Origin of the sequence: Acidiphilium sp. C61, from assembly GCF_905116885.1 — a bacterium.
Taxonomy (GTDB): Bacteria; Pseudomonadota; Alphaproteobacteria; order Acetobacterales; family Acetobacteraceae; genus Acidiphilium.
The window spans coordinates 2,127,264-2,147,183 of sequence record NZ_CAJHNI010000005.1 but is presented as its reverse complement, the minus strand read 5'-3'; the positions used below and the strand labels follow the sequence as shown (position 1 = coordinate 2,147,183).

The following is a 19,920-nucleotide window of genomic DNA, read 5'->3' as shown; positions in this document are numbered from 1 at the left end:
GCTCCATCAACGAAAAACGCGCCGCGGTGCGAAACTCGCAGCGCGACGGCCTTACCTCCCCCGCCTATGGCCGAATTTCCCGCCGCTGGCAAGAACACCCCCCAAACGAAAGCGGCGGAGCCAGTGGCCCCGCCGCCGGATCGCTCCGCCTTCGCCCGGCTTACTTGCCGAGCGACTGCACGATCTCCTCGGTCATCTTCTTCGCGTCGCCGAACAGCATCATTGTGTTGTCGCGGAAGAACAGCTCGTTGTCGACGCCGGCATAACCCGAGGCCATCGAGCGCTTGACGAACAGCACCGTCTTCGCCTTGTCGACCTCAAGGATCGGCATGCCATAGATCGGGCTCGCCGAATTGGTCTTCGCCGCCGGGTTGGTCACGTCATTGGCGCCGATCACATAGACCACGTCGGCGGTCGAGAACTCGTTGTTGATCTCCTCGAGCTCGAACACCTCGTCATACGGCACCTGCGCCTCGGCGAGCAGCACGTTCATGTGCCCCGGCATGCGGCCGGCAACCGGATGGATCGCGTATTTCACCTCGACGCCCGCGCCCTTCAGCAGGTCGGACATCTCGCGCACCGCGTGCTGCGCCTGGGCCACCGCCATGCCGTAACCCGGCACAATGATCACCTTCGAGGCGTTGCTCATGATGAAGCTCGCATCCTCGGCCGAGCCGATCTTCACCGCCTTGTCGCCGGCAGCCCCCGCGGGGCCCGCGGCAGCGGCGGCATCGGTGCCGAAGCCGCCGAGCAGCACGTTGATGATCGAGCGGTTCATCCCCTTGCACATGATGTAGGAGAGAATCGCACCCGACGAGCCGACCAGCGCGCCGGTCACGATCAGCGCGATATTGCTGATGGTGAAGCCGATGCCCGCGGCCGCCCAGCCGGAATAGGAGTTCAGCATCGAGATCACCACCGGCATGTCCGCACCGCCGATCGGGATGATCAGCAGCACGCCGAGCGCCAGCGCCAGCGCCGCGATGATCCAGAACAGCACCTGCGAGCCGCCCGAGGCGACGAAGGCGATGATCAGCACCACGAGCAGGATGCCGAGGCCGAGATTGAGCTTGTGCTGGCCGGGGAAGTTGATCGGCGCGCCGCTCATCAGCGCCTGGAGCTTGGCAAACGCGATGACCGCGCCGGTGAAGGTGACCGCACCGATCGACAGGCCGAGCGACATCTCGATCAGGCTTTCGAGATGCAGGTGCCCCGGCGTGCCGATGCCGAAGCTCTGCGGCGCGTTCAGCGCCGAGGCGGCGACGAACACGGCGGCAAGACCCACCAGCGAGTGGAACGCGGCGACGAGCTGCGGCAGCGCGGTCATGTTGACCCGCCGCGCCACCACGGCGCCGATCGCGCCGCCGAGGACGACGCCGAGCACGATGAGCCCCACGCCCGAGAGCAGCATCGCCGGATGCGCCAGCGTCGCCAGCGCGGCGATCGCCATGCCGGCCATGCCGAGCAGGTTGCCGCGCCGCGCGGTCTCGGGATGCGAAAGCCCGCGCAGGGCGAGGATGAACAGGACGGCCGCCACCAGATAGGCGAGCGTGATCCCGGGATCAGTTGCGTAATTCATTTTCGCGCCGCCCTTACTTCGCTTTTTTCTTGAACATGGCCAGCATGCGCTGGGTCACGAGGAAGCCGCCCACGATGTTCACGCTGGCGAGCAGCACCGCGATGAAGCCGAAGGCATGCGCGGCATAGCCGCCCTTCAGCCCGGTCGCGAGCATGGCGCCGACGATGATCACCGACGAGATGGCGTTGGTCACCGCCAGCAGCGGCGAGTGCAGGGCCGGGGTCACGCTCCAGATCACGTAATAGCCGACGAACACCGCCATCACGAAAATGGCGAACAGGTCGATCAGCGGCGCGCCGTGCGGCGCGTGCGCCGCCGCCTGGGCGGCGAAGCCGGCGGCGTTCTGGGCGAGGATCGTGGCCTTGTGGGCCAGGGCTGCGGCCTGGTCCGCGAGTTGTGCAGGGGTCATGATGTGGCTCCTAGGCGGCGGCTTGCGGCTGGAAATTCGGATGGACGATGGCGCCATCCCGCGTGAGCAGGACGCCCTTCACGATGTCGTCATCGGCGGGCAGTTTCGGCCGCCCGGCCTCCTTGTCCCAGAACCCGGTGAGGAAGGTCGAGAGATTGCGCGCATAGAGCGTGCTGGCGGCGACGCCGATCCGCGACGGCCAGTTCTTGTGCCCGAGCACGATCACGCCGTTCTCCGTCACGATCCGCTCGCCCGGCACCGTCGCCTCGCAATTGCCGCCGGCATCCGCCGCGATATCCACGATCACGCTGCCCATGCGCATCTTCGCCACCGCATCGGCGGTGACGATGGTCGGCGCCTTGCGGCCCATCACCAGCGCGGTGCAGATCACGATGTCGTTCTTGGCCACCGTCTCGGCGATCAGCGCGGCCTGCTTGGCGCGGAACTCCGCACTCATCTCCTTGGCATAGGCGCCGGTCTGTGCCTTGCTCTCCTCGTCCTCGACGCCGACGAAGGTCGCACCGAGCGACTTGATCTCCTCCTTCGCCGCCGGCCGCACATCGGTCGCCGAGACGATGGCGCCGAGCCGGCGGGCGGTGGCGATCGCCTGCAACCCGGCAACCCCCGCGCCCACCACGAACACGCGCGCCGGCGGCACCGTGCCGGCCGCCGTCATCATCATCGCGAAGCCGCGCGGAAACGCCTCCGCCGCCTCGATCACGGCGCGATACCCGGCGAGATTCGCCTGGCTCGACAGCACGTCCATCGACTGCGCGCGGGTGATGCGCGGCAGCAGCTCCATCGAGCAGGCATCGACGCCGGCCTTGGCATAGGCCTGCACCCGCTCCTGGTTCCCCATCGCGCCGAGCGTGCCGACCAGCAGCGCGCCGCGCTCGATCTGTGCCAGAATCTCGTCGCCGGGCGGCTGCACCGTGAACACGATCCCGGCCCCCTTGAGCGCCGAAGCCGCATCCGGCGCGATCTCCGCGCCAGCCTCGCGCAGCGCCGCGTCGGACACCGAAGCCCGCTCGCCGGCCCCTGCCTCGATCACCACGTCAAGCCCGAGTGCCTTCAGCTTCTTGATCGAATCCGGCACGGCGGCGACGCGGGTCTCGCCCGGCAGGCGCTCCTTCAAAACCGCAAGACGCATATTGTCCATCCCCTCGTTCAACACCGGGCGCCATCCTGGCCCCCCATGTTCGGAAATATTGTGTCGCACCGTATCCTTACAAAGCGGCAATTATGCCACAATCGTGAAGCCGGCCTGCCAAGCTCGCACCATGAGCGGGCCGCGCTGTCAAGACGTCAGCCTTGCGCCGCCCGTCGTCTCGACAGGGGAAGCCGCATACACCACAATAAGGTAACCGGATTTGAGGAGCAGGCATGACACCCGACAGCAGCAACCGCATCGCCCCCGCGCAGACGACGAGGACGCGCCGGAAAAGGACGCGCCGGCGACCGAAACGCCGGAAACCGCCCGCGCTTCCCGCGGCGGCGAGCTTGAGAACCGTCTGTTCAAGCAGCGCAAGGTCTTGATCTTCGGCGAGATCCACGACCGCATCGCCCGCGCCGTCACCGGCCAGCTCCTCGCTCTCGCCGGCGCGAGCGACGAGCCAATCGACGTTTTCGTGAACTCCCCCGGCGGCCATGTCGAGAGCGGCGACACGATCCACGACGTGATCCGCTTCGTCGACGCCACCGCCCCGGTCCGCATCATCGGCACCGGCTGGGTCGCCAGCGCCGGCGCGCTGATCTATCTCGCCGGCCACAAGGACCGCCGCTTCTGCCTGCCCAACACCCGCTTCCTGCTGCACCAGCCGATGGGCGGCGTGCGCGGCCCGGCCACCGATATCGACATCGAGGCCCGCGAAATCATCAAGATGCGCGAGCGGATCAACCGCATCATCGCCCGCGAGACCGGTCAGGACTATGCCCGCGTCGAAAAGGACACCGACCGCAATTACTGGATGGGTGCCGACGAGGCGATCGCCTACGGCATGGTCAGCCGCATCGTGCAGACGATGAAGGATCTGGACGCCGCCTGAAACAAGGGGGCGGCGGAAGCGGCGTCAGTCGCGGCCGCCGTCCTGCGGCCGCCAGACTATTTCCGCCCTCCTGCGGCCGCCAGACTATCGCCGCCCTATGGCGGCGGGCAAAGCTACCGCCGCCTCACGGCGGCTGGCAAAGCTACCGCCGCCCCGCTACTGCGGGGCCTCGCGCAGCAAGGCGAGCAGCGCCGCCGCCGCCCGGGTGCGGGTGCGGTCCTGGTGCTGGACCGCGAAATAGGTCCGGCGCGGCAGTTGCACCGGCACCTCGACCACCTTGCCCGCGGCCAGCGCATCGGCGCAGACCAGCTCCGACAGGATCGTCGCCCCCGCCCCGCCGCTCACCGCCGTCAGCACCGAATTGTTCGCCGGCAGCTCGATCGCAACATCCACCGCCGCATGGTCGATCCCGAGCCCGGCCAGCGCCTCGAAGAACATCGCCCGCGTGCCCGAGCCGTCCTCCCGCAGCACCCAGCTCCCCGCCGCCAGCGCGGCTGCGTCCGGCGTCCCCCGCCCCGCCCAGGGATGATCGGGCGCGACCACCATCACCAGCCGGTCCTGCGCGATCGGCTCGGCCGCGAGCCTTGGCTGGATCAGCGTCTCGCCCGGCCCCTCGACGAAGCCCAGCTCCGCATCCCCCTCCAGGATCGCCCGCGCCACCTCGGCCGAATTGCCGATCGACACCGCAAGCCCGACGCCCGGATAGGCATGGCGGAACGCGACGAGCCGCAGCGGCAGGAAATGATTGGCGATGGTCTGGCTGGCCTTGATGGCGAGCCGCCCGCGCGCGAGCCCGGCGATCTCGCGCATCGTCAGCGCCGCCTGCTCCGCCCGGTTCAGGATCGCCCGCGCCTCGGTAATGAACACATGCCCCGCCTCGGTCAGCGCGATGCCGCGGCCGACCCGGTGAAACAGCCTGGTGCCGAACTCCCGCTCCAGCGCCGCCACCGCCCCCGACGCGGCGGACTGCGTCAGCCCCAGCGCCTCGGCCGCCCGCGTCACATGCTCGCGCTCCGCCACCGCAATGAAGATCCGCAACTGTTCGAACGTCATGTCCCCGGGCGCCTCCATCCCGTCCGGCGGACGGGTATCGCGGCGAGGATACCGGGCGGCGCGGAATTTTGCACATCCACCCCGCCTAGAGCACTTTCCGATCCGATTGGATCGGATGTAGTGCTCTAGCATATTGATAAGTCGAGCATCTTTATCCGATCAGACGATTCCATCTGATCGGATGATGCTCTAATGCGCGCAGGCCCCCATGCTTGCAGGCCCCAATGCGCGCAGGCATCAGTGCGCGCAGGCCCCCGTTCGCGCAGGCGTTTACCGACCCGACAATGCTCTATGGCTTTCGCTCACGCCTGCGTGTAAATCGTGACGGCCGGGACAACCGGACCGTCAACAGGAGGAATGTCTTGAAAATCACAATCGCCCGCCGCGCCGCCCTGGCCGGCCTGCCGCTCGCCCTCGTCGCTTTCGCCGCCAGCCCGGCCCAGGCCAAGGCGCCCGTCCTTCACGTCACCCGCAGCGTCGTCATCAAGGCGCCGGCCGCGAAGGTCTGGTCGGTCGTCCACAATTTCGGCGATCTCACCTGGGTTCCCGCGGTCAAGGGCAGCAAGGCGAGCAAGGGCAACCACCCCGGCTCGGTCCGCCATCTCGATCTCGGCGGCCCGGTCCTGACCGAGCAGCTCCTGCACTACAACCCGAAACATACGAACTACACCTACGAGATCCAGCACACCGCCAACAACATGAAGATCCTGCCGGTGCGCGACTATGTCTCGACCATCTCGGTCCACCGCCTCGGCGCCGACGAGACGAAGCTGGTCTGGAGCGGTCATTTCCGCCGGCTCGACCTCTCCGCCCACCCGAAGAAGGGCGAGGACAACGCCACCGCGGTGAAGGCGATCTCCGGAATCTACGAGTCCGGGCTTGCCAACGCGGCGAAGCTCGCCACAAAATAAATTACGACCACATGACAGATCGGCCGGCGGCATCGCTGCCGGCCGCATCGACCAGGGGACACGCCGGAGCGGGATGGCCAAACCGAATACGCTGCTGAAACGAACGAGCAACGCCCTGCTCGATCATATCGCCACACTCGATACCGGCGACACCTCGCTCGGCTCCGACAGCGCCCTCGCCCGCCATTTCGGCGTGAGCCGCACCACCGTCCGCGCCGCCGTCGAGGCGATGATCGCCCAGGGCATCCTCGCCCGCGGGGCCGAGGGGCTGGAAGTGCTGCGCCGCCCGGAACGCGCCGATTACTACGCCGAATCCGAGACCGACGGCCCGCAGGACCAGATCGAGCGCGTCTTCATGCAGCGCGTCCTGCTCGGGGACTGGCGGCCCGGCCACATGTTCTCCGAGGCCGAGCTGGCGCGCGACAGCAACGCCAGCACCGTCTCGGTCCGCGAATTCCTGATCGGCTTCTCCCGCTTCGGCCTGATCGCCAAGCAGCCGCGCGGCGGCTGGGTGCTGCGCGAATTTCACGACGGTTTCGCCGCCGAGGTGGCCGACATGCGCGAGCTGATCGAGCTTGCCGCCATCGCGCGGATGCCCCGCGGCGGCGATCCGGCCATCGCCGAGGCAGCCGAGGCGCTGATCCTCCGCCACCGCGAGATCGAGGCCGCCATCGCCCGCCGCTACACCGAATTCGCCGCGCTCGACCGCGATTTCCACCTCTGGATCATCGGCTTCCTCAACAACCGGTTCGCCCACGATTTCTACGACATCGTGTCCTTCCTGTTCCACTATCATTACCAGTGGGACCGGCATCACGAGATCGAGCGCACCGCGATCGCCATCACCGAACATCTGGCCGTGCTCGATGCCATGCGCGCCGGCAGCATGTCGCGCGCCCGCCAGGGTCTCGAAACCCATCTCGCCACCTCGCGCGCCTCGCTCAAGGCCGGCCTGCGGCGGGACGCCGCATAGTCATATCCCCCGGCGGGACGCCGCATGGTCACATCCCGAACGGGATCGCCTCAGTCGAGATAGCGCGCCCGCAGATGCGCCTCGAAATCCGTGGGGTCCAGCCTCTTGCCGGTCGCCTCCACCAGCAGCTCGTTGAAGCCGAACCGCGCCCCGTGCCCATGCACATTCGCCCGCAGCCAGTCGCGCAGCGGCGTGAAATCCCCCTCGCCCAGCGCGGTGTCGATCTCCGGCCGCGCCCGCCGCGCCGCGCCCATCAGCTGCGCCGCCGCCATCGCCCCCAGCGTGTAGGAGGGAAAATAGCCGAACAGCCCGGCATACCAGTGAATGTCCTGCAAACACCCCTTGGCGTCGTCCGGCGGCACGATGCCGAGCAGCGCCATCATCCCCTCGTTCCACGCCCCCGGCAGGTCCGCCACCGCGAGATCCCCCGCCACCATCGCCGCCTCCAGCCGGAAGCGCAGGATCACATGGGCGGGATAGGTCATCTCGTCGGCCTCGACGCGGATGAAACTCCGCTCGACCCGCCGCAGCCGTGCCGCCAGCCGCGCCGGCGCGAACGCCGCCGCCGCCTGTCCAAAGGCCTCGGCAAGGCGCGGCCCGAGCCAGCCGAGAAACGCGTCGGACCGCGCCGCCTGCAACTCGACGATCAGCGACTGGCTTTCATGCACCGCCATCCCCGCCGCCGCCCCGAGCGGCTGGCGCGCCCAGTCCCTGGGTAACCCGGCCTCGTACAGCCCGTGCCCGGTCTCGTGCAGCACGCCCATCAGCGCCGAGGCGAAATCGCCCTCGTCATAACGGGTGGTGATGCGGATGTCGCTCGGCGTGCCGCCGCAGAACGGGTGCAGCGAGCGGTCGAGCCGCGCCGCCTTGAAATCGAGCCCCGCCTGCGCGGCGAGCTGGCGGCACAGCGCCTCCTGCGCCGCCTCGGCAAAGGGCGGTGCGCCCGGCGGCGGTGCCGGCGCGCGGCGCTGCCGCGCCTCGGCGGCGGGCAGGTTTTCCCGCAGGAACGCCTCGTACCGCGCGAATACCGGTGCGATCTCCGCCGAGGTCACGCCCGGCTGGTAGGAATCGATCAGCGCATCATAGGGCGAAAGCCCGAGCGCGCCGGAGAGCGCCGCCGCCTGTTCGCGCACCAGCGAGAGCAGCCGGGCGAGCGGCGCCTTCACCGCGGCGAAATCCGCCTCCCGCCGCGCCCCGCGCCAGGCCGCCTCGCAAGCGGCCGATTCCCGCGCCAGCGCCTCGACCAGTGCGGCCGGCAGCACCGTGGCCCGCCGGTGCGCGCGGCGCATCAGCGCGAGGTTGCGCCGCGCCAGCTCTCCGGCCGGCGGCGCCGCCTCGGCTTCATCGAGATCGGCCCCGGTCTGCGGTGCGACCAGCATCTCGTGCGCAATCCCGGCGAGGGTAGCGAGCTGGTCGCCCCGCGCCGGCGCGCCGCCATCCGGCATCATCGCCGCCTGGTCCCAGCCGAGCATCGCGCTCGCCTCCTCGACCACCGCCATCCGCCCGAACCGGGCTTCCAGCCGTTGATACGCCGACATCACCGACAGATCGTTCACGCGGGCTCCAGCAGCACTTTACGGACATAGAAAATATATTCGAGCACGACGACCAGCGCGAGGCCGAACCAGGTCAGCGCGTATTGCTCGGAATTGTTGGGCGGCAGCGGCAGGCTCGGCGCCGGAATCGGCCCGCCCGCCACCGGCTTCGGCCCCACCGCGACCAGCGTGAACGGCGCGACCCGGTGAAACCCGAACGCCGCCCCGATCGCCGCGGGATCGAGCTTGTAGAACACCATCCGCGCAAGGTTCGGCGCCGGCGCGAAAGGCCCGAATTTCTGCGGCGCCTGCACGTAGCCCGACACCACCGCCTTCCCCTCCGGCAGCGGCACCGCGTGCGGCGCCCTTCCCTGCACCCAGCCGAGATCGACCAGCACGACAACCCCGTCCTCGCCCCGGAACGGGACGATCAGCTGCCCGCCCTGCAACGGGCCTTTCGGGGAATTGCGGATCTGGTCGCCATAGAACGCCACCTTGCCGGAAACCCAGGCGCCGCGCAGCGCGACCTTCTCATACGGCGAGGGTTTCGGCCCGAGCGGCACCGGCGCGCGCAGCTGGGCGGCGCGGATCTCCTGCTGGATGCGGTCCTTGTAATGCCAGCGATGCACCTGCCAGACGCCGAGGGCGAGGAGCAGGACCAGCATCACCAGGCTGAACACGCCCATCCCGATCAGGCGCCGCCAGCGCGCGCGCGGCAGAGCCTGACCGGTCATGCGTCAGGCGGCGGTAATGGCGCTGCGGCCGAAATAGTAGATGCAGACGAACAGGAACAGCCACACCACGTCAACGAAATGCCAGTACCACGCGGCGGCCTCGAAGCCGAAATGCCGCTTCACGGTGAACTGGTTCCTGAGCGCGCGGAAGAAATTCACGATCAGGAAGGTGGTGCCGACGATCACGTGGAACCCGTGGAACCCGGTGGCGATGAAGAACACCGAGGGGAAGATGCCGCCATGATAGAAATTGAACGGCGAGTGCGTGTATTCGTAGGTCTGCCCGCAAAGGAAGGCGAGGCCGAGCAGCACGGTCACACCGAGCCCCTGGATCAGCCCGCGCCGGTCACCCTCGATCAGCGCGTGATGCGCCCAGGTGATGGTGGTGCCGGAGAGCAGCAGGACCATGGTGTTGAACAGCGGCACCGCGAACGGATCGATCGTCGTGACATGCGCCGGCGGCCACACCGCCTGGTGCATGTAGCCCTGGTGCTCGGGGAAGAAGAAGAAGTTGAAATACGCCCAGAAGAACGAGACGAAGAACATCACCTCGGAGGAGATGAACAGCGCCATGCCGTAGCGCAGGCCGATCTGGGTGACGAGCTTGTGCAGCCCCGGCGTGCGGCTCTCGCGCACCACGTCGCGCCACCAGACGAACATCGTGCTGACCGCGCCGAGGAAGCCGGCGATCAGGAACCAGTAATCGTTGAAATGCGCGACGAAGATGATCCCCGTCGCGATCAGGATGGCGGACATCGCACCGGTCAGCGGCCAGACGCTGGGCTCCACCAGATGATACGGGTGGGGCACCCGACCCGCGATCTGCCCTTCGGCAGTATGACTTTCAGCGCTCATGAGACACTCTCTCCCGATAGAAGCCGGCCGCGAAGGCCCAGGTATGTTTCACCACATCTGCCCGGCGTGATACAGTTTCACCACGGACACCGCGTAAAGCAGCCCGCACAGCGCGATGAGCGCGGCGAGCAATGCCCAGTTCCGCCCCCGCCGGCGGCGATAGAATTCCTGTCGCGCCTCCGGACTCCAGTCCCTGCTGCTGGTCGGCCGCTGCTCGGTCATATCAGGTGGTCCACCACCAGCGCGCCAAACATCAGGAACAGGTACAGGATGGAGAACTTGAATGCCGCCTTGGCCGGCGCGTCGCGAGTCAGGCTGTTGCCCGCCTCGTCCTGCCGGTCGCGCAGCACCCGCCACGCATGCCAGACGAACATCAGCCCGAGCACCATGGCGCTCGCGCCATAGACCGGCCCGGTCAGGTGCAGCACATAGGGCAGCAGCGAGAGCGGCACGAGCCACAGCGTGTAGCGCATCACCGCCAACCGCGTCGCCTTCTGCCCCGCCACAACCGGCAGCATCGGCACGCCAGCGTTGGCGTAATCGCCCGAGGCGAACAGCGACAGCGCCCAGAAATGCGGCGGCGTCCAGAAAAATATGATGGCGAACAGCACCACCGGCAGCAGCGCGACATGTCCGGTCACCGCCGCCCAGCCGATCAGCGGCGGAAACGCGCCCGCCGCCCCGCCGATCACGATGTTCTGCGGCGTCCGCCGCTTCAGCCACATCGTGTAGATGAACACGTAGAACGCGATCGACCCGGCCAGCAGCATCGCCGCCAGCAGGTTGGTCGACAGCCACATGAGCAGGACCGAGAGGGCCGACAGCGCGACCCCGTAGGCCAGCGCTCCCTCCGGCGCGATCCGCCCGGCCGGGATCGGCCGGCGCGACGTCCGCCGCATCACCGCGTCGATGTCGCGGTCATACCACATGTTGATCGCCCCGGCCGCACCCGCGGCCATGGCGATGCACAATACCGCGGTGAAGCCGAGCACCGGGTTGATCCCGCCCGGCGCGACCAGCAGCCCCGCAGCACCCGAATATACCACGAGATACAGCACCCGCGGCTTGAGCAGCGCCAGCCAGTCCCCCGCCGTCGCGCCGAGGATCGACTGGTCGAGCAGCGCTTGTTCGGGTGCGGCGGAAGCGGAGGTCCGCAGGATCGTATCGCTCATTCCATCAATCCTGCCGGCACGGCATGGCCGTGGCCGGTATTGCCGGTGTCGCGAGGATGAGGGCCTCTCCGCCGGAGAGACCCTGCAATCCCTGCCAGATCCGGGCGATCCGCGTCAGCGGATCACCGGAACGTCTTCGAAGGTATGGTGCGGCGCCGGCGAGGGCACCGTCCACTCCAGGGTCGTCGCCCCCTCACCCCAGTAATTCGCGGCGAGGGTCTGCTTGCCGGTGAAGATCTTGAACAGGATGTAGAAGAACACCAGCGTGCTCACACCCGAGATCATCGCCCCGACCGACGAGACATAGTTCCACCCCGCGAAGGCCACCGGATAATCCGGATAGCGGCGCGGCATCCCGGCGAGGCCAAGGAAATGCTGCGGGAAGAAGGTCAGGTTCACGCCGATGAAGAACAGCCAGAAATGCAGCTTCGCCGCCGCTTCCGGATAAGGCTGCCCGTACATCTTGCCGATCCAGTAGTAGAACCCGGCGAAGATCGCGAAGACCGACCCCATCGACAGCACGTAATGGAAGTGCGCGATCACGAAATACGTGTTGTGCAGCTCGGTATCGAGGCCGGCATTGGCCAGCACCACGCCGGTCGCACCGCCGAGCACGAACATGAAGATGAAGCCGATCGCCCAGATCATCGGGGTCTTCAGCTCGATCGAGCCGCCCCACATCGTCGCGATCCACGAGAACACCTTCACACCCGTCGGCACCGCGATCACCAGCGTCGCCGCCTCGAAATAGACTTTGCTGTCCATCGAGACGCCGGAGACGAACATGTGATGCGCCCAGACCACGAAGCCGACGAACCCGATCGCCACCATCGCGTAGACCATGCCCAGATAACCGAAAATCGGCTTCTTCGAGAAGGTCGAGACCACGTGGCTGATCACGCCGAAGGCCGGCAGGATCATGATGTAAACTTCAGGATGGCCGAAGAACCAGAACAGGTGCTGGAACAGCACCGGGTCGCCGCCGCCGGCCGGCTCGAAGAACGAGGTGCCGAAATTGCGGTCCATGATCAGCATGGTGATCGCGCCGGCCAGCACCGGAATCGCCAGCAGCAGCAGGAACGCCGTCACCAGCATCGACCACACGAACAGCGGCATCTTGTGCATGGTCATGCCCGGCGCGCGCATGTTCAGGATGGTGGCGATGAAGTTGATCGCGCCCAGCAGCGAGGAAATACCGGCCAGATGCAGCGAGAACAGGGTGAAGTCGGTCGCGACGCCCGGCTGATAGGTAATGTCGGAGAGCGGCGGATACAGCGTCCAGCCCACGCCCGACCCGGCGCCGACCAGCAAGCCGAGATTGACGAAGATGAACGCCATGAACAGGAACCAGAAGCTCATGTTGTTGAGCCGCGGGAAGGCCATGTCCGGCGCGCCGATCATCATCGGCACCATCCAGTTGCCAAACCCGCCGATCAGCGCCGGCATGACGAAGAAGAAGATCATCAGCAGCCCGTGCGCGGTGACGATCGCGTTCCACGCCTGGCCGGAGGTGACCAGCGTATTGTTCGGATGCGCGAGCTGCGCGCGCATGATCATCGAGAGGACACCCCCCTCGATCGCGGCGATGATCGCCCAGGTGATGTAGAGAGTGCCGATATCCTTGTGGTTCGTGCTCATCACCCAGCGGCGGAAGAAGCCGGGCTGGTGGTGGGCATGCTCACCATGGGCATCGTGCAGTGCGGTCGCGGACATTGTCATATGCTCCTGATTCGCCGACTACGATTTATCGCGTGGTTTCCGCCGGGCCCGCGCTCGCCAGCGCGATCCCCGCGGTGCCGGCCGAAGCCGCCTTCTGCGCCGCCGCCTTCAGGGCCAGCACCTCATACTTGTGCACCGGCGGCACATTGCCCTGGGCGGCATCGGCTTTCGCCTCGGCCAGCCACGCCTGAAATTCCTTCATCGGCAACGCAACGATCTCGATCGGCATGTTATCGTGGTTCATGCCACAGATCTGGTTACATTCTCCATAATATACACCCGGCGCGTCGATCTGCGTCCACTGCTTCCAGTACTGCCCCGGAATCGCATAGCGCTGGACGCCGAGCGAGGGGATGAAGAACGAGTGCAGCACGTCGGAGCTGGTGATCTTGAACACGATCTTCTTGTTCGCCGGCACCACCAGCGGATGATCGACCGAGAGCCGCGCGATCTGCCCCGGCTTGATCTGGTTGTCCGGCACCGGATACGAGGTGAAATCGACCCCCTTGGCGGTGGGGTAGTCGTATTCCCAGTACCACTGGTGACCGGTCACCTTCACGGTCATGTAGGAATGCTTGTAGTTCGACTGCTCGTAGATCAGGTTGAGCGAGGGCACGAAGATCACGATCAGCAGCAGCGCCGGCACCACCGTCCAGACCACCTCGATCAGCGTGTTGTGCGTCGTCGTCGAGGCCACCGGGTTCTTGGAGGCACGGAACCGCACGATCACGATCCCCAGCAGCAGGCCGACCAGCCCGACCACGCCCGCCATGAGCCAGAGCACGAACTGCATCAGCCAGTCGATATTCTTCTGGATCGGGCTGGCCGCCGGCTGGAACCACCACTCCCACGGCCGCGGCGCGTGAACCGGAAAGCCCACGGCGTTCTTCGCGTCGGCGAGGGCCGGCTGCGTCGCGGCGATCGCCACCGCGAGGCCGATCAGGCCCATGAACAGATATTGATTGGATCGTTTCATCAGCTCCGCCAATTCCGTGTGCTCGGGCCGCGTTCAGCGCGACCGTCCAGGTCAGTTGGGTGAAAAACAAGCCATGGCGCACACGGAGCGGATTACGCCCGGTTCACGCGCATTCAACGAATGGGATATAACACACGCATCGCGCGATCAAGCCATCTGTGCGATTAACCCGGCCGCACCGATGCGGGATCAGGGTTGCTCAGCGAGACCAGCCGGAACAGCCCGAACGGCCACATCGGCACCGCCGTCGCCGCCTTGCGCTGCTCCGCCGGGATCAGCCGCTCGATGGCGAAATCCGGGTGCCATCCCAACGCCCGCGAGGCCGGCGCCAGCGCCCGCTCGACCAGCGCCATCGGCCCCGATTCGGCGGCGAAATGATTGACGAACAGGATCAGCCCGCCCGGCCGCACCACCCGCCGCAGCTCGGCCGCCAGCCGGCGCGGGTTCGGCACCACGGAGGCCACGAACATCGCCACCGCGATGTCGAAGCGGTGATCCTCGAACCCGGTCGCCTCGGCGTCCAGCTCCAGCAGCTGGCGCACATTGCCCAGCCCCTCGCGGGCCACCCGCGCGCGGGCGCGCTCCAGCATGTCGGTGGAAAGGTCGATGCCGGTGATCCGTTTTTCCGGGCGGTAATGCGGCAGGGCCAGCCCGGTGCCGACCCCCACCTCCAGAACCTCGACCCCCTCGGCCGCGTTCACCGCGGCCACCGCCGCCCGCCGCGCCGGGGCGGACACCGCGCCGAACACCCGGTCATAGACGCCCGCCCAGCGGCGATAGGCCGCCCGCACCGCATCCGCGTCGAGCGACGATCCGCGCCCTTCGGCATCCACGGCGCCCGGCGCATCGTTATATGCTTCGCTCATACCCGCAGACCGCTCCTGTCGCTGCTGCCGCCCGAACCGCACGAAGCGAGGCGCCGCACCCCTGGCAGAGCCGCGCCAACCCCGATCGCCGCCCCTCCCGGACGCATTTGCCGCGACACTGCTTCAGGCTGGCTTCATGCGCAAGCCCGGATCGCCTCCGGGCCGGCAAAATGCCTCAGGCGACGTCCTCGCGGCGGTCCCGCACACGAACATAGGCGATCTCGGCATGCGGCTGGCAATACGGCTTGTTGGCCAGTGCCGGATCGCCGCAGAAGCGGAAACTCGCCGTCCCCGGCTCGCCGATCGGCCAGCAGCAGGCCGGCACGCGCGCGGTGGCCCGGGGCTGCGGCTGCACCGGGCGCGACGACACCAGGGTCGGCCGCGTCGGCACCGCCCGCGCGGGGGCCGCCGGCCGCGAAGGAGCAACCGTCCTGATCTCGGTCTCGGCCGCCGGCATCGCTGCGATGGCGGCAGGAGAGGAGACCGAGGCCGGGGCAGGCGCAGTGGACGAGGCCGGCCCGGCCGGCACCGCGAGCGAGGGCAGGGCCGGCTCGGCCGGCACTGCGAGCGAGGGCAGGGCCGGCTCGGCCGGCACTGCGAGCGAAGGCAGGGTCGGCCCGGTCACCCGCGCCGGCGCCGGCCGCGCGGACGCCGCCCCCGAGGGATCGCGCCGGATCGGCGAGGGCCGCGCCGGCAGGTCGAGCCGATGCGCCTTGCCGACCACCGAATTCTTGGAAATGTTCAGCCGCCGGCCGATTTCAGCGGTCGAAAGCCCTTCGTCCCAAAGCTGGCGGAGACGGGAAACGATCTCGTCGGTCCATTCCATGGCCTGTCCTGCCCCTCTCTTTTACTACAACATTCTGTAGCCGAGCGGCGCCTCGTTCTCAACATCTAGTTGAGCGACCCTTGCGAGATTTCTGTGGAAAACCCTTTCCCTGATGCTGTTTATTTCACCGCCTCGCCGGCGAAGCTGCCCCAGAACGCGTCCCGCCGGAGCCATCCGGTCCGATGTCCGGCCTCGACCCGGCACCATGTCGCGCCCGCCTGGCAGCTGCGGATCACGCCGAGCACCCCCTTGTCGAGATAGGCCACCGCCGCCGCGTCCCGCCGCGGCGCCGCCCGCAGCGTGCCCCGCGTCGCGGTCACGATGAAGCTGCGCACCCCGTGCAGCAGCGCCTCGTGCACCCAGCCATCGCCGCCATCGGGGGCGACCACGTGCCGCCACACGTTGAACTCCCCCGTCACCTCCACCGGCAGGTCGAAGCGGTGATAGACCCAGACGATCGGATACTGGAAGCCCGGCCCCGCCCGCATGTAGATTTCCTTCGAGCGGAAACTCTCGAAGCGCGGCACCGGCCAGCCGGTCGCCGATCCCTTGGCCGGCCCCGGTCCCGTCCCGGCCGGCGGTGCCTGCCAGGCGCCGAGCAGCAGCGCCGCCGCCGCGAGTGCGGCGCCCGTCAGCAGGCGGAACCGCCCGCGCCTAGACGCCGCCACAGCCGCCGCATCCCGGCGCGCGCGGCACCGTGATCGTCCGGAACCGCATGTCCAGCGCGTCCCACAGCAGCAGCCGCCCCGCCAGCGAGGTGCCGATGCCCAGGATCTCCTTCATCGCCTCGGTCGCCTGCAACGTCCCCATCACCCCCGTCACCGGGCCGAGCACCCCGGCCTCCGAACAGGTCGGCACCATGCCGGCCGGCGGCGCCTCGGGATAGAGGCACCGATAACAGGGGCATTCCGGCCCGGCATGCGGCTTGAAGGTGGAAATCTGCCCCTCGAAGCGCAGCACCGCCGCCGAAACCAGCGTCCGCCGCGCCGCGACGCAAGCATCGGCGACGAGGAATCGGGTCGCGAAATTGTCGGTCCCGTCGAGCACGATGTCGTGCGCGGCGACCAGTTCGCCGACATTCCCCGCCTCCAGCCGGGCGCGTATCGGGGTGACGCTGACCTCCGGGTTGAGCCCGCGCATCGTCGCCGCCGCACTCTCCACCTTCGGCGCGCCGAGAAACGCGACCCCGTGGGCGATCTGCCGCTGGAGATTGGAGAGTTCCAGCACGTCGTCATCGATGATGGAAATCCGCCCCACCCCGGCTGCCGCGAGATAAAGTGCCGCCGGCGAGCCGAGCCCGCCCGCGCCGATGATCAGCACCGAGGCCGCGCGCAACCGCGCCTGCCCGGTCCCGCCCACCTCGCGCAGCAGGATGTGGCGCGAATACCGCGCGATTTCGGTTTCGGTAAAATCCAGATCCATGCTGCACAGATTCGCATCGCCCGCCGCCGTTCGCAAGGGCGCGCTCGGCGCGCCCGCTCCATACCGACAACAACGCGCTCGGCGCGCCCGCTCCATATCAATACCAACGCGGAAAACGCGCCCGCTCTATACCAATACCACCGCGCTCGGCGCGCCCCCTCTATATCGACAACAACGCGGCGACCGCGCCCGCTCCATATCAACACCACCGCCAGCACCGCCCCGATCCCGCTTGATCGCAACCGCCCCGCCCGGCATCCTCCCCCGATGACCACGCCCCCCCAGGAAGCCGCCAGCGCGGCACTCGTCCTCTTCTCCGGCGGCCAGGACAGCGGCACCTGCCTCGCCTGGGCGCTCGACCGCTACGACCGGGTCGAGACGATCGGCTTCTTCTACGGCCAGCGCCACGCGGTCGAGCTGGAGTGCCGCGCCCCGCTGCGCGCCGCCATCGCGGCCCTGCGCCCCTGGCGCGCCACCCTCGGCGCCGACACGATGCTCGACCTCAGCGCCGCCCTCGCCACGATCGGCACCACCGCGATGACCGCCGAGATCGAGATCGAGACCACCGAATCCGGCCTGCCCAACACCTTCGTCCCCGGCCGCAACCTGCTCTTCCTCACCTATGCCGCCGCCCTCGCCTATCGCCGCGGCATCCCCACCCTGGTCGGCGGCATGTGCGAGACCGACTATTCCGGCTACCCCGACTGCCGGAACACCACGATGCAGGCCATGCAGCTCGGCCTCACCCTCGGCCTCGACCGCGCGGTCACGATCGAGACCCCGCTGATGTATCGCGACAAGGAAGCCACCTGGGATCTCGCGGCCAGCCTCGGCGGTGGCGCGCTGGTCGAGGCGCTGCGCACCCTCAGCCACAGCTGCTACCGCGGCGACCGCTCGGTCCTGCACGAATGGGGCCATGGCTGCGGCGCCTGCCCCGCCTGCGACCTGCGCGCCGCCGGCTGGCAGCGATGGCGCGCCGGGCGCGGGGCGGATTTTGTGACTGGCTTGTGACAGTTTCGTATGCTGGTGGCCCGTCCGGCTGTTTCTCGTGCATCCATTTGATGATATGAATACGTATCCGGGTGGTGCAGACGGTCGCGTCGCCGCACCGCAGGCCGGGACAGGACGCCACACCGGCGCGCCGGCGGCATCTCCCGCCGGAGCGAGGCTGGCGTCCCGTCCGCCAGGTCCGCGGTCCGCAGCGCGATATCGGCAGAAGGCTGGTTGTGTTGAAACTCACGAGAGCGCCGCACGGGTGGCGCACAGGTTAGCGAGACGATGAAGACGATCAATGCGATCAGGATGGGTGGCGTCGAGGTTCTCCCGCTGGTCGAGGGCGGCAAGGGTGTGGCGGTCTCGAACGGGCTTTCCGCCGGAAGCTGGGCCGCCTCGGGCGGCGTCGGCACGTTCAGCGCCGTCAACGCCGACAGCTACGACGATGCCGGCCGGCCGATCCCGCAAGTCTATCGCGGCACCACCCGCCGCGCCCGGCACGACGAGCTGGTCGCCTACGCGATCGAGGGCGGCATCGCCCAGGCCCGCCGCGCGCACGAGGAATCCGGCGGCCAGGGGCGCATCCACGCCAACATCCTCTGGGAAATGGGCGGTGCCGAGCGCGTCATCACCGGCATTCTCGAAGGGGCGAAGGGCCTGGTGAACGGCATCACCTGCGGCGCCGGCATGCCCTACCGGCTGTCCGAAATCGCCTCGAAATTCAACATCCACTACTACCCGATCGTCTCCTCCGCCCGCGCCTTCAACGCGCTGTGGCGCCGCGCCTATCACAAGGCGGCGGAACTCCTCGGCGGCGTCGTCTACGAAGACCCCTGGCTCGCCGGCGGCCATAACGGCCTGTCCAATTCCGAAGACCCGACCAGGCCCGAAAGCCCGCTGCCCCGCGTCATCGAGCTGCGCCGGCAGATGCGCGCCTTCGGCCTCGACGAAACGCCGATCATCATGGCCGGCGGCGTCTGGTGGCTGGAGGAATGGGAAGACTGGATCGACAATCCCGAGCTTGGCCCCGTCGCCTTCCAGTTCGGCACCCGCCCGCTGCTGACGAAGGAAAGCCCGATCAGCGATCTCTGGAAGCAGAAGCTCCTCACCCTGAAGCAGGGCGATGTCTATCTCAACCGCTTCTCGCCCACCGGCTTCTATTCCAGCGCGGTGAACAACGGCTTCATCCAGGGCCTGCGCGCCCGCAACGAGCGGCAGGTCGCCTACACCACCGAGCCGGTCGGCGAACATACCGAGGAATACGGCGTCGGCCCGCGCAAGCGCCCGGTCTGGCTCACCCCGGCCGACCTCAAGGACGTCCACGCCTGGGAGCGCGAGGGCTTCACCGAGGCGATGCGCACCCCGGATTCCACCCTCATCTTCGAAAGCCCCGAAGCCGCCGAGGACATCCGGCGCGACCAGGTGAACTGCATGGGCTGCCTCTCGCAGTGCCGCTTCTCCAACTGGTCGCAGGAGGAGCCCGATTTCTCCAACGGCAAGAAGGCCGACCCGCGCAGCTTCTGCATCCAGAAAACCCTGCAGGACATCGCCCACACCCATAACGACCCCGATTCGGTCGACCAGAACCTGATGTTCAGCGGCCATAACGGCTACCGCTTCGCGACCGACCCGTTCTACTCCAACGGCTTCATCCCCTCGGTGAAGCAGCTCGTCGAACGGATCCTCACCGGCCGCTGACCGCTTCCCTTGCCTACCGGAAGCTGACCGCTTCCGTTGCCTACCGGAAGCTGACCGCTTCCGTTGCTTTCCGGAAGCTGACCGCTTCTGTTGCTTTCCGGAAGCTGACCGCTTCTGTTGCTTTCCGGAAGCTGACCGCTTCCGTTGCCTACCG

Annotated in this window: 20 protein-coding genes; 5 read left to right on the top strand and 15 right to left on the bottom strand. The window is 67.9% G+C overall.

Translation table 11 applies throughout. The features are described 5' to 3' along the window. Positions 1 to 160: 160 nt before the first annotated feature. From HUW10_RS12875 to HUW10_RS12865, 3 genes are read right to left on the bottom strand one after another with little or no spacing between them, the layout of a single operon-like run. A complete protein-coding gene (locus tag HUW10_RS12875; protein WP_174503877.1) occupies positions 161 to 1,579 on the bottom strand; it encodes an NAD(P)(+) transhydrogenase (Re/Si-specific) subunit beta in 1,419 nt (472 codons plus the stop codon). 13 nt (positions 1,580 to 1,592) lie between these two features. Next, positions 1,593 to 1,988 carry an NAD(P) transhydrogenase subunit alpha gene (locus HUW10_RS12870; RefSeq protein ID WP_174503876.1) on the bottom strand — a complete coding sequence of 132 codons (396 nt, stop codon included), beginning with the start codon at positions 1,986 to 1,988 and terminating at the stop codon, positions 1,593 to 1,595. A 10-nt stretch (positions 1,989 to 1,998) separates the two neighbouring features. Beyond that, positions 1,999 to 3,138, bottom strand: a complete 1,140-nt coding sequence (locus HUW10_RS12865) for a Re/Si-specific NAD(P)(+) transhydrogenase subunit alpha (RefSeq protein WP_174503875.1) — start codon at positions 3,136 to 3,138, stop codon at positions 1,999 to 2,001. A 220-nt stretch (positions 3,139 to 3,358) separates the two neighbouring features. Here HUW10_RS12865 and HUW10_RS12860 point away from each other — a divergent pair, with 220 nt between their 5' ends. Next, a complete protein-coding gene (locus HUW10_RS12860; RefSeq protein WP_174503874.1) occupies positions 3,359 to 4,033 on the top strand; it encodes an ATP-dependent Clp protease proteolytic subunit in 675 nt (224 codons plus the stop codon). Positions 4,034 to 4,189: 156 nt separating this feature from the next. On the opposite strand, the gene HUW10_RS12855 is transcribed toward HUW10_RS12860, so the two are convergent. Beyond that, a complete protein-coding gene (locus HUW10_RS12855; protein WP_174503873.1) occupies positions 4,190 to 5,086 on the bottom strand; it encodes a LysR family transcriptional regulator in 897 nt (298 codons plus the stop codon). A gap of 362 nt (positions 5,087 to 5,448) precedes the next feature. On the opposite strand from HUW10_RS12855, the gene HUW10_RS12850 reads away from it, so the two are divergent. Continuing rightward, a complete protein-coding gene (locus HUW10_RS12850) occupies positions 5,449 to 5,997 on the top strand; it encodes an SRPBCC family protein (protein ID WP_174503872.1) in 549 nt (182 codons plus the stop codon). Positions 5,998 to 6,070: 73 nt separating this feature from the next. Next, entirely contained in the window at positions 6,071 to 6,970 is a 900-nt protein-coding gene (locus HUW10_RS12845; protein ID WP_174503871.1) for a GntR family transcriptional regulator, read from the top strand. A gap of 50 nt (positions 6,971 to 7,020) precedes the next feature. Here the strand turns inward: HUW10_RS12845 and HUW10_RS12840 are convergent, their stop codons facing one another. The 11 genes from HUW10_RS12840 to HUW10_RS12790 all read right to left on the bottom strand — a co-directional run bounded on the left by HUW10_RS12840 (position 7,021) and on the right by HUW10_RS12790 (position 17,075). Beyond that, positions 7,021 to 8,508 carry a carboxypeptidase M32 gene (locus HUW10_RS12840; protein ID WP_174504869.1) on the bottom strand — a complete coding sequence of 496 codons (1,488 nt, stop codon included), beginning with the start codon at positions 8,506 to 8,508 and terminating at the stop codon, positions 7,021 to 7,023. A 14-nt stretch (positions 8,509 to 8,522) separates the two neighbouring features. Next, positions 8,523 to 9,239: an SURF1 family protein gene (locus HUW10_RS12835; RefSeq protein ID WP_174503870.1), complete on the bottom strand. Its 717-nt coding sequence runs from the start codon at positions 9,237 to 9,239 to the stop codon at positions 8,523 to 8,525. Positions 9,240 to 9,242: 3 nt separating this feature from the next. Beyond that, on the bottom strand, positions 9,243 to 10,094 hold the full coding sequence (locus HUW10_RS12830; protein WP_174503869.1) for a cytochrome c oxidase subunit 3: 852 nt from the start codon (positions 10,092 to 10,094) through the stop codon (positions 9,243 to 9,245). A 48-nt stretch (positions 10,095 to 10,142) separates the two neighbouring features. After that, positions 10,143 to 10,316, bottom strand: a complete 174-nt coding sequence (locus HUW10_RS12825; protein WP_174503868.1) for a hypothetical protein — start codon at positions 10,314 to 10,316, stop codon at positions 10,143 to 10,145. Then, the gene (locus tag HUW10_RS12820) at positions 10,313 to 11,266 is read right to left on the bottom strand and encodes a heme o synthase (protein ID WP_174503867.1); all 954 of its coding nucleotides are present in this window, start codon (positions 11,264 to 11,266) and stop codon (positions 10,313 to 10,315) included. Before HUW10_RS12820 ends, HUW10_RS12825 begins: the two co-directional genes overlap by 4 nt. Positions 11,267 to 11,380: 114 nt before the next feature. Next, positions 11,381 to 12,979 carry a cytochrome c oxidase subunit I gene (ctaD, locus tag HUW10_RS12815; RefSeq protein WP_174503866.1) on the bottom strand — a complete coding sequence of 533 codons (1,599 nt, stop codon included), beginning with the start codon at positions 12,977 to 12,979 and terminating at the stop codon, positions 11,381 to 11,383. 31 nt (positions 12,980 to 13,010) lie between these two features. Further along, positions 13,011 to 13,961 (bottom strand): cytochrome c oxidase subunit II, encoded by a 951-nt coding sequence (gene coxB / locus HUW10_RS12810; protein WP_174503865.1) that lies wholly within the window; start codon positions 13,959 to 13,961, stop codon positions 13,011 to 13,013. Between the two features lie 164 nt (positions 13,962 to 14,125). Beyond that, positions 14,126 to 14,827, bottom strand: coding sequence for a class I SAM-dependent methyltransferase (locus HUW10_RS12805; protein ID WP_174503864.1), 702 nt, complete (start codon positions 14,825 to 14,827; stop codon positions 14,126 to 14,128). A 175-nt stretch (positions 14,828 to 15,002) separates the two neighbouring features. Further along, positions 15,003 to 15,653 carry a GcrA family cell cycle regulator gene (locus HUW10_RS12800; protein ID WP_174503863.1) on the bottom strand — a complete coding sequence of 217 codons (651 nt, stop codon included), beginning with the start codon at positions 15,651 to 15,653 and terminating at the stop codon, positions 15,003 to 15,005. A 119-nt stretch (positions 15,654 to 15,772) separates the two neighbouring features. Next, on the bottom strand, positions 15,773 to 16,321 hold the full coding sequence (locus tag HUW10_RS12795; protein ID WP_236656376.1) for an SH3 domain-containing protein: 549 nt from the start codon (positions 16,319 to 16,321) through the stop codon (positions 15,773 to 15,775). Then, positions 16,308 to 17,075 carry a molybdopterin-synthase adenylyltransferase MoeB gene (locus HUW10_RS12790; RefSeq protein ID WP_174503862.1) on the bottom strand — a complete coding sequence of 256 codons (768 nt, stop codon included), beginning with the start codon at positions 17,073 to 17,075 and terminating at the stop codon, positions 16,308 to 16,310. Before HUW10_RS12790 ends, HUW10_RS12795 begins: the two co-directional genes overlap by 14 nt. 267 nt (positions 17,076 to 17,342) lie before the next feature. On the opposite strand from HUW10_RS12790, the gene queC reads away from it, so the two are divergent. After that, positions 17,343 to 18,086, top strand: coding sequence for a 7-cyano-7-deazaguanine synthase QueC (gene queC / locus HUW10_RS12785; protein ID WP_174503861.1), 744 nt, complete (start codon positions 17,343 to 17,345; stop codon positions 18,084 to 18,086). Positions 18,087 to 18,353: 267 nt separating this feature from the next. Further along, complete coding sequence (locus HUW10_RS12780; protein WP_174503860.1) at positions 18,354 to 19,766, top strand: nitronate monooxygenase family protein; 1,413 nt, start codon at positions 18,354 to 18,356, stop codon at positions 19,764 to 19,766. The last annotated feature ends 154 nt before the right edge of the window (positions 19,767 to 19,920 follow it).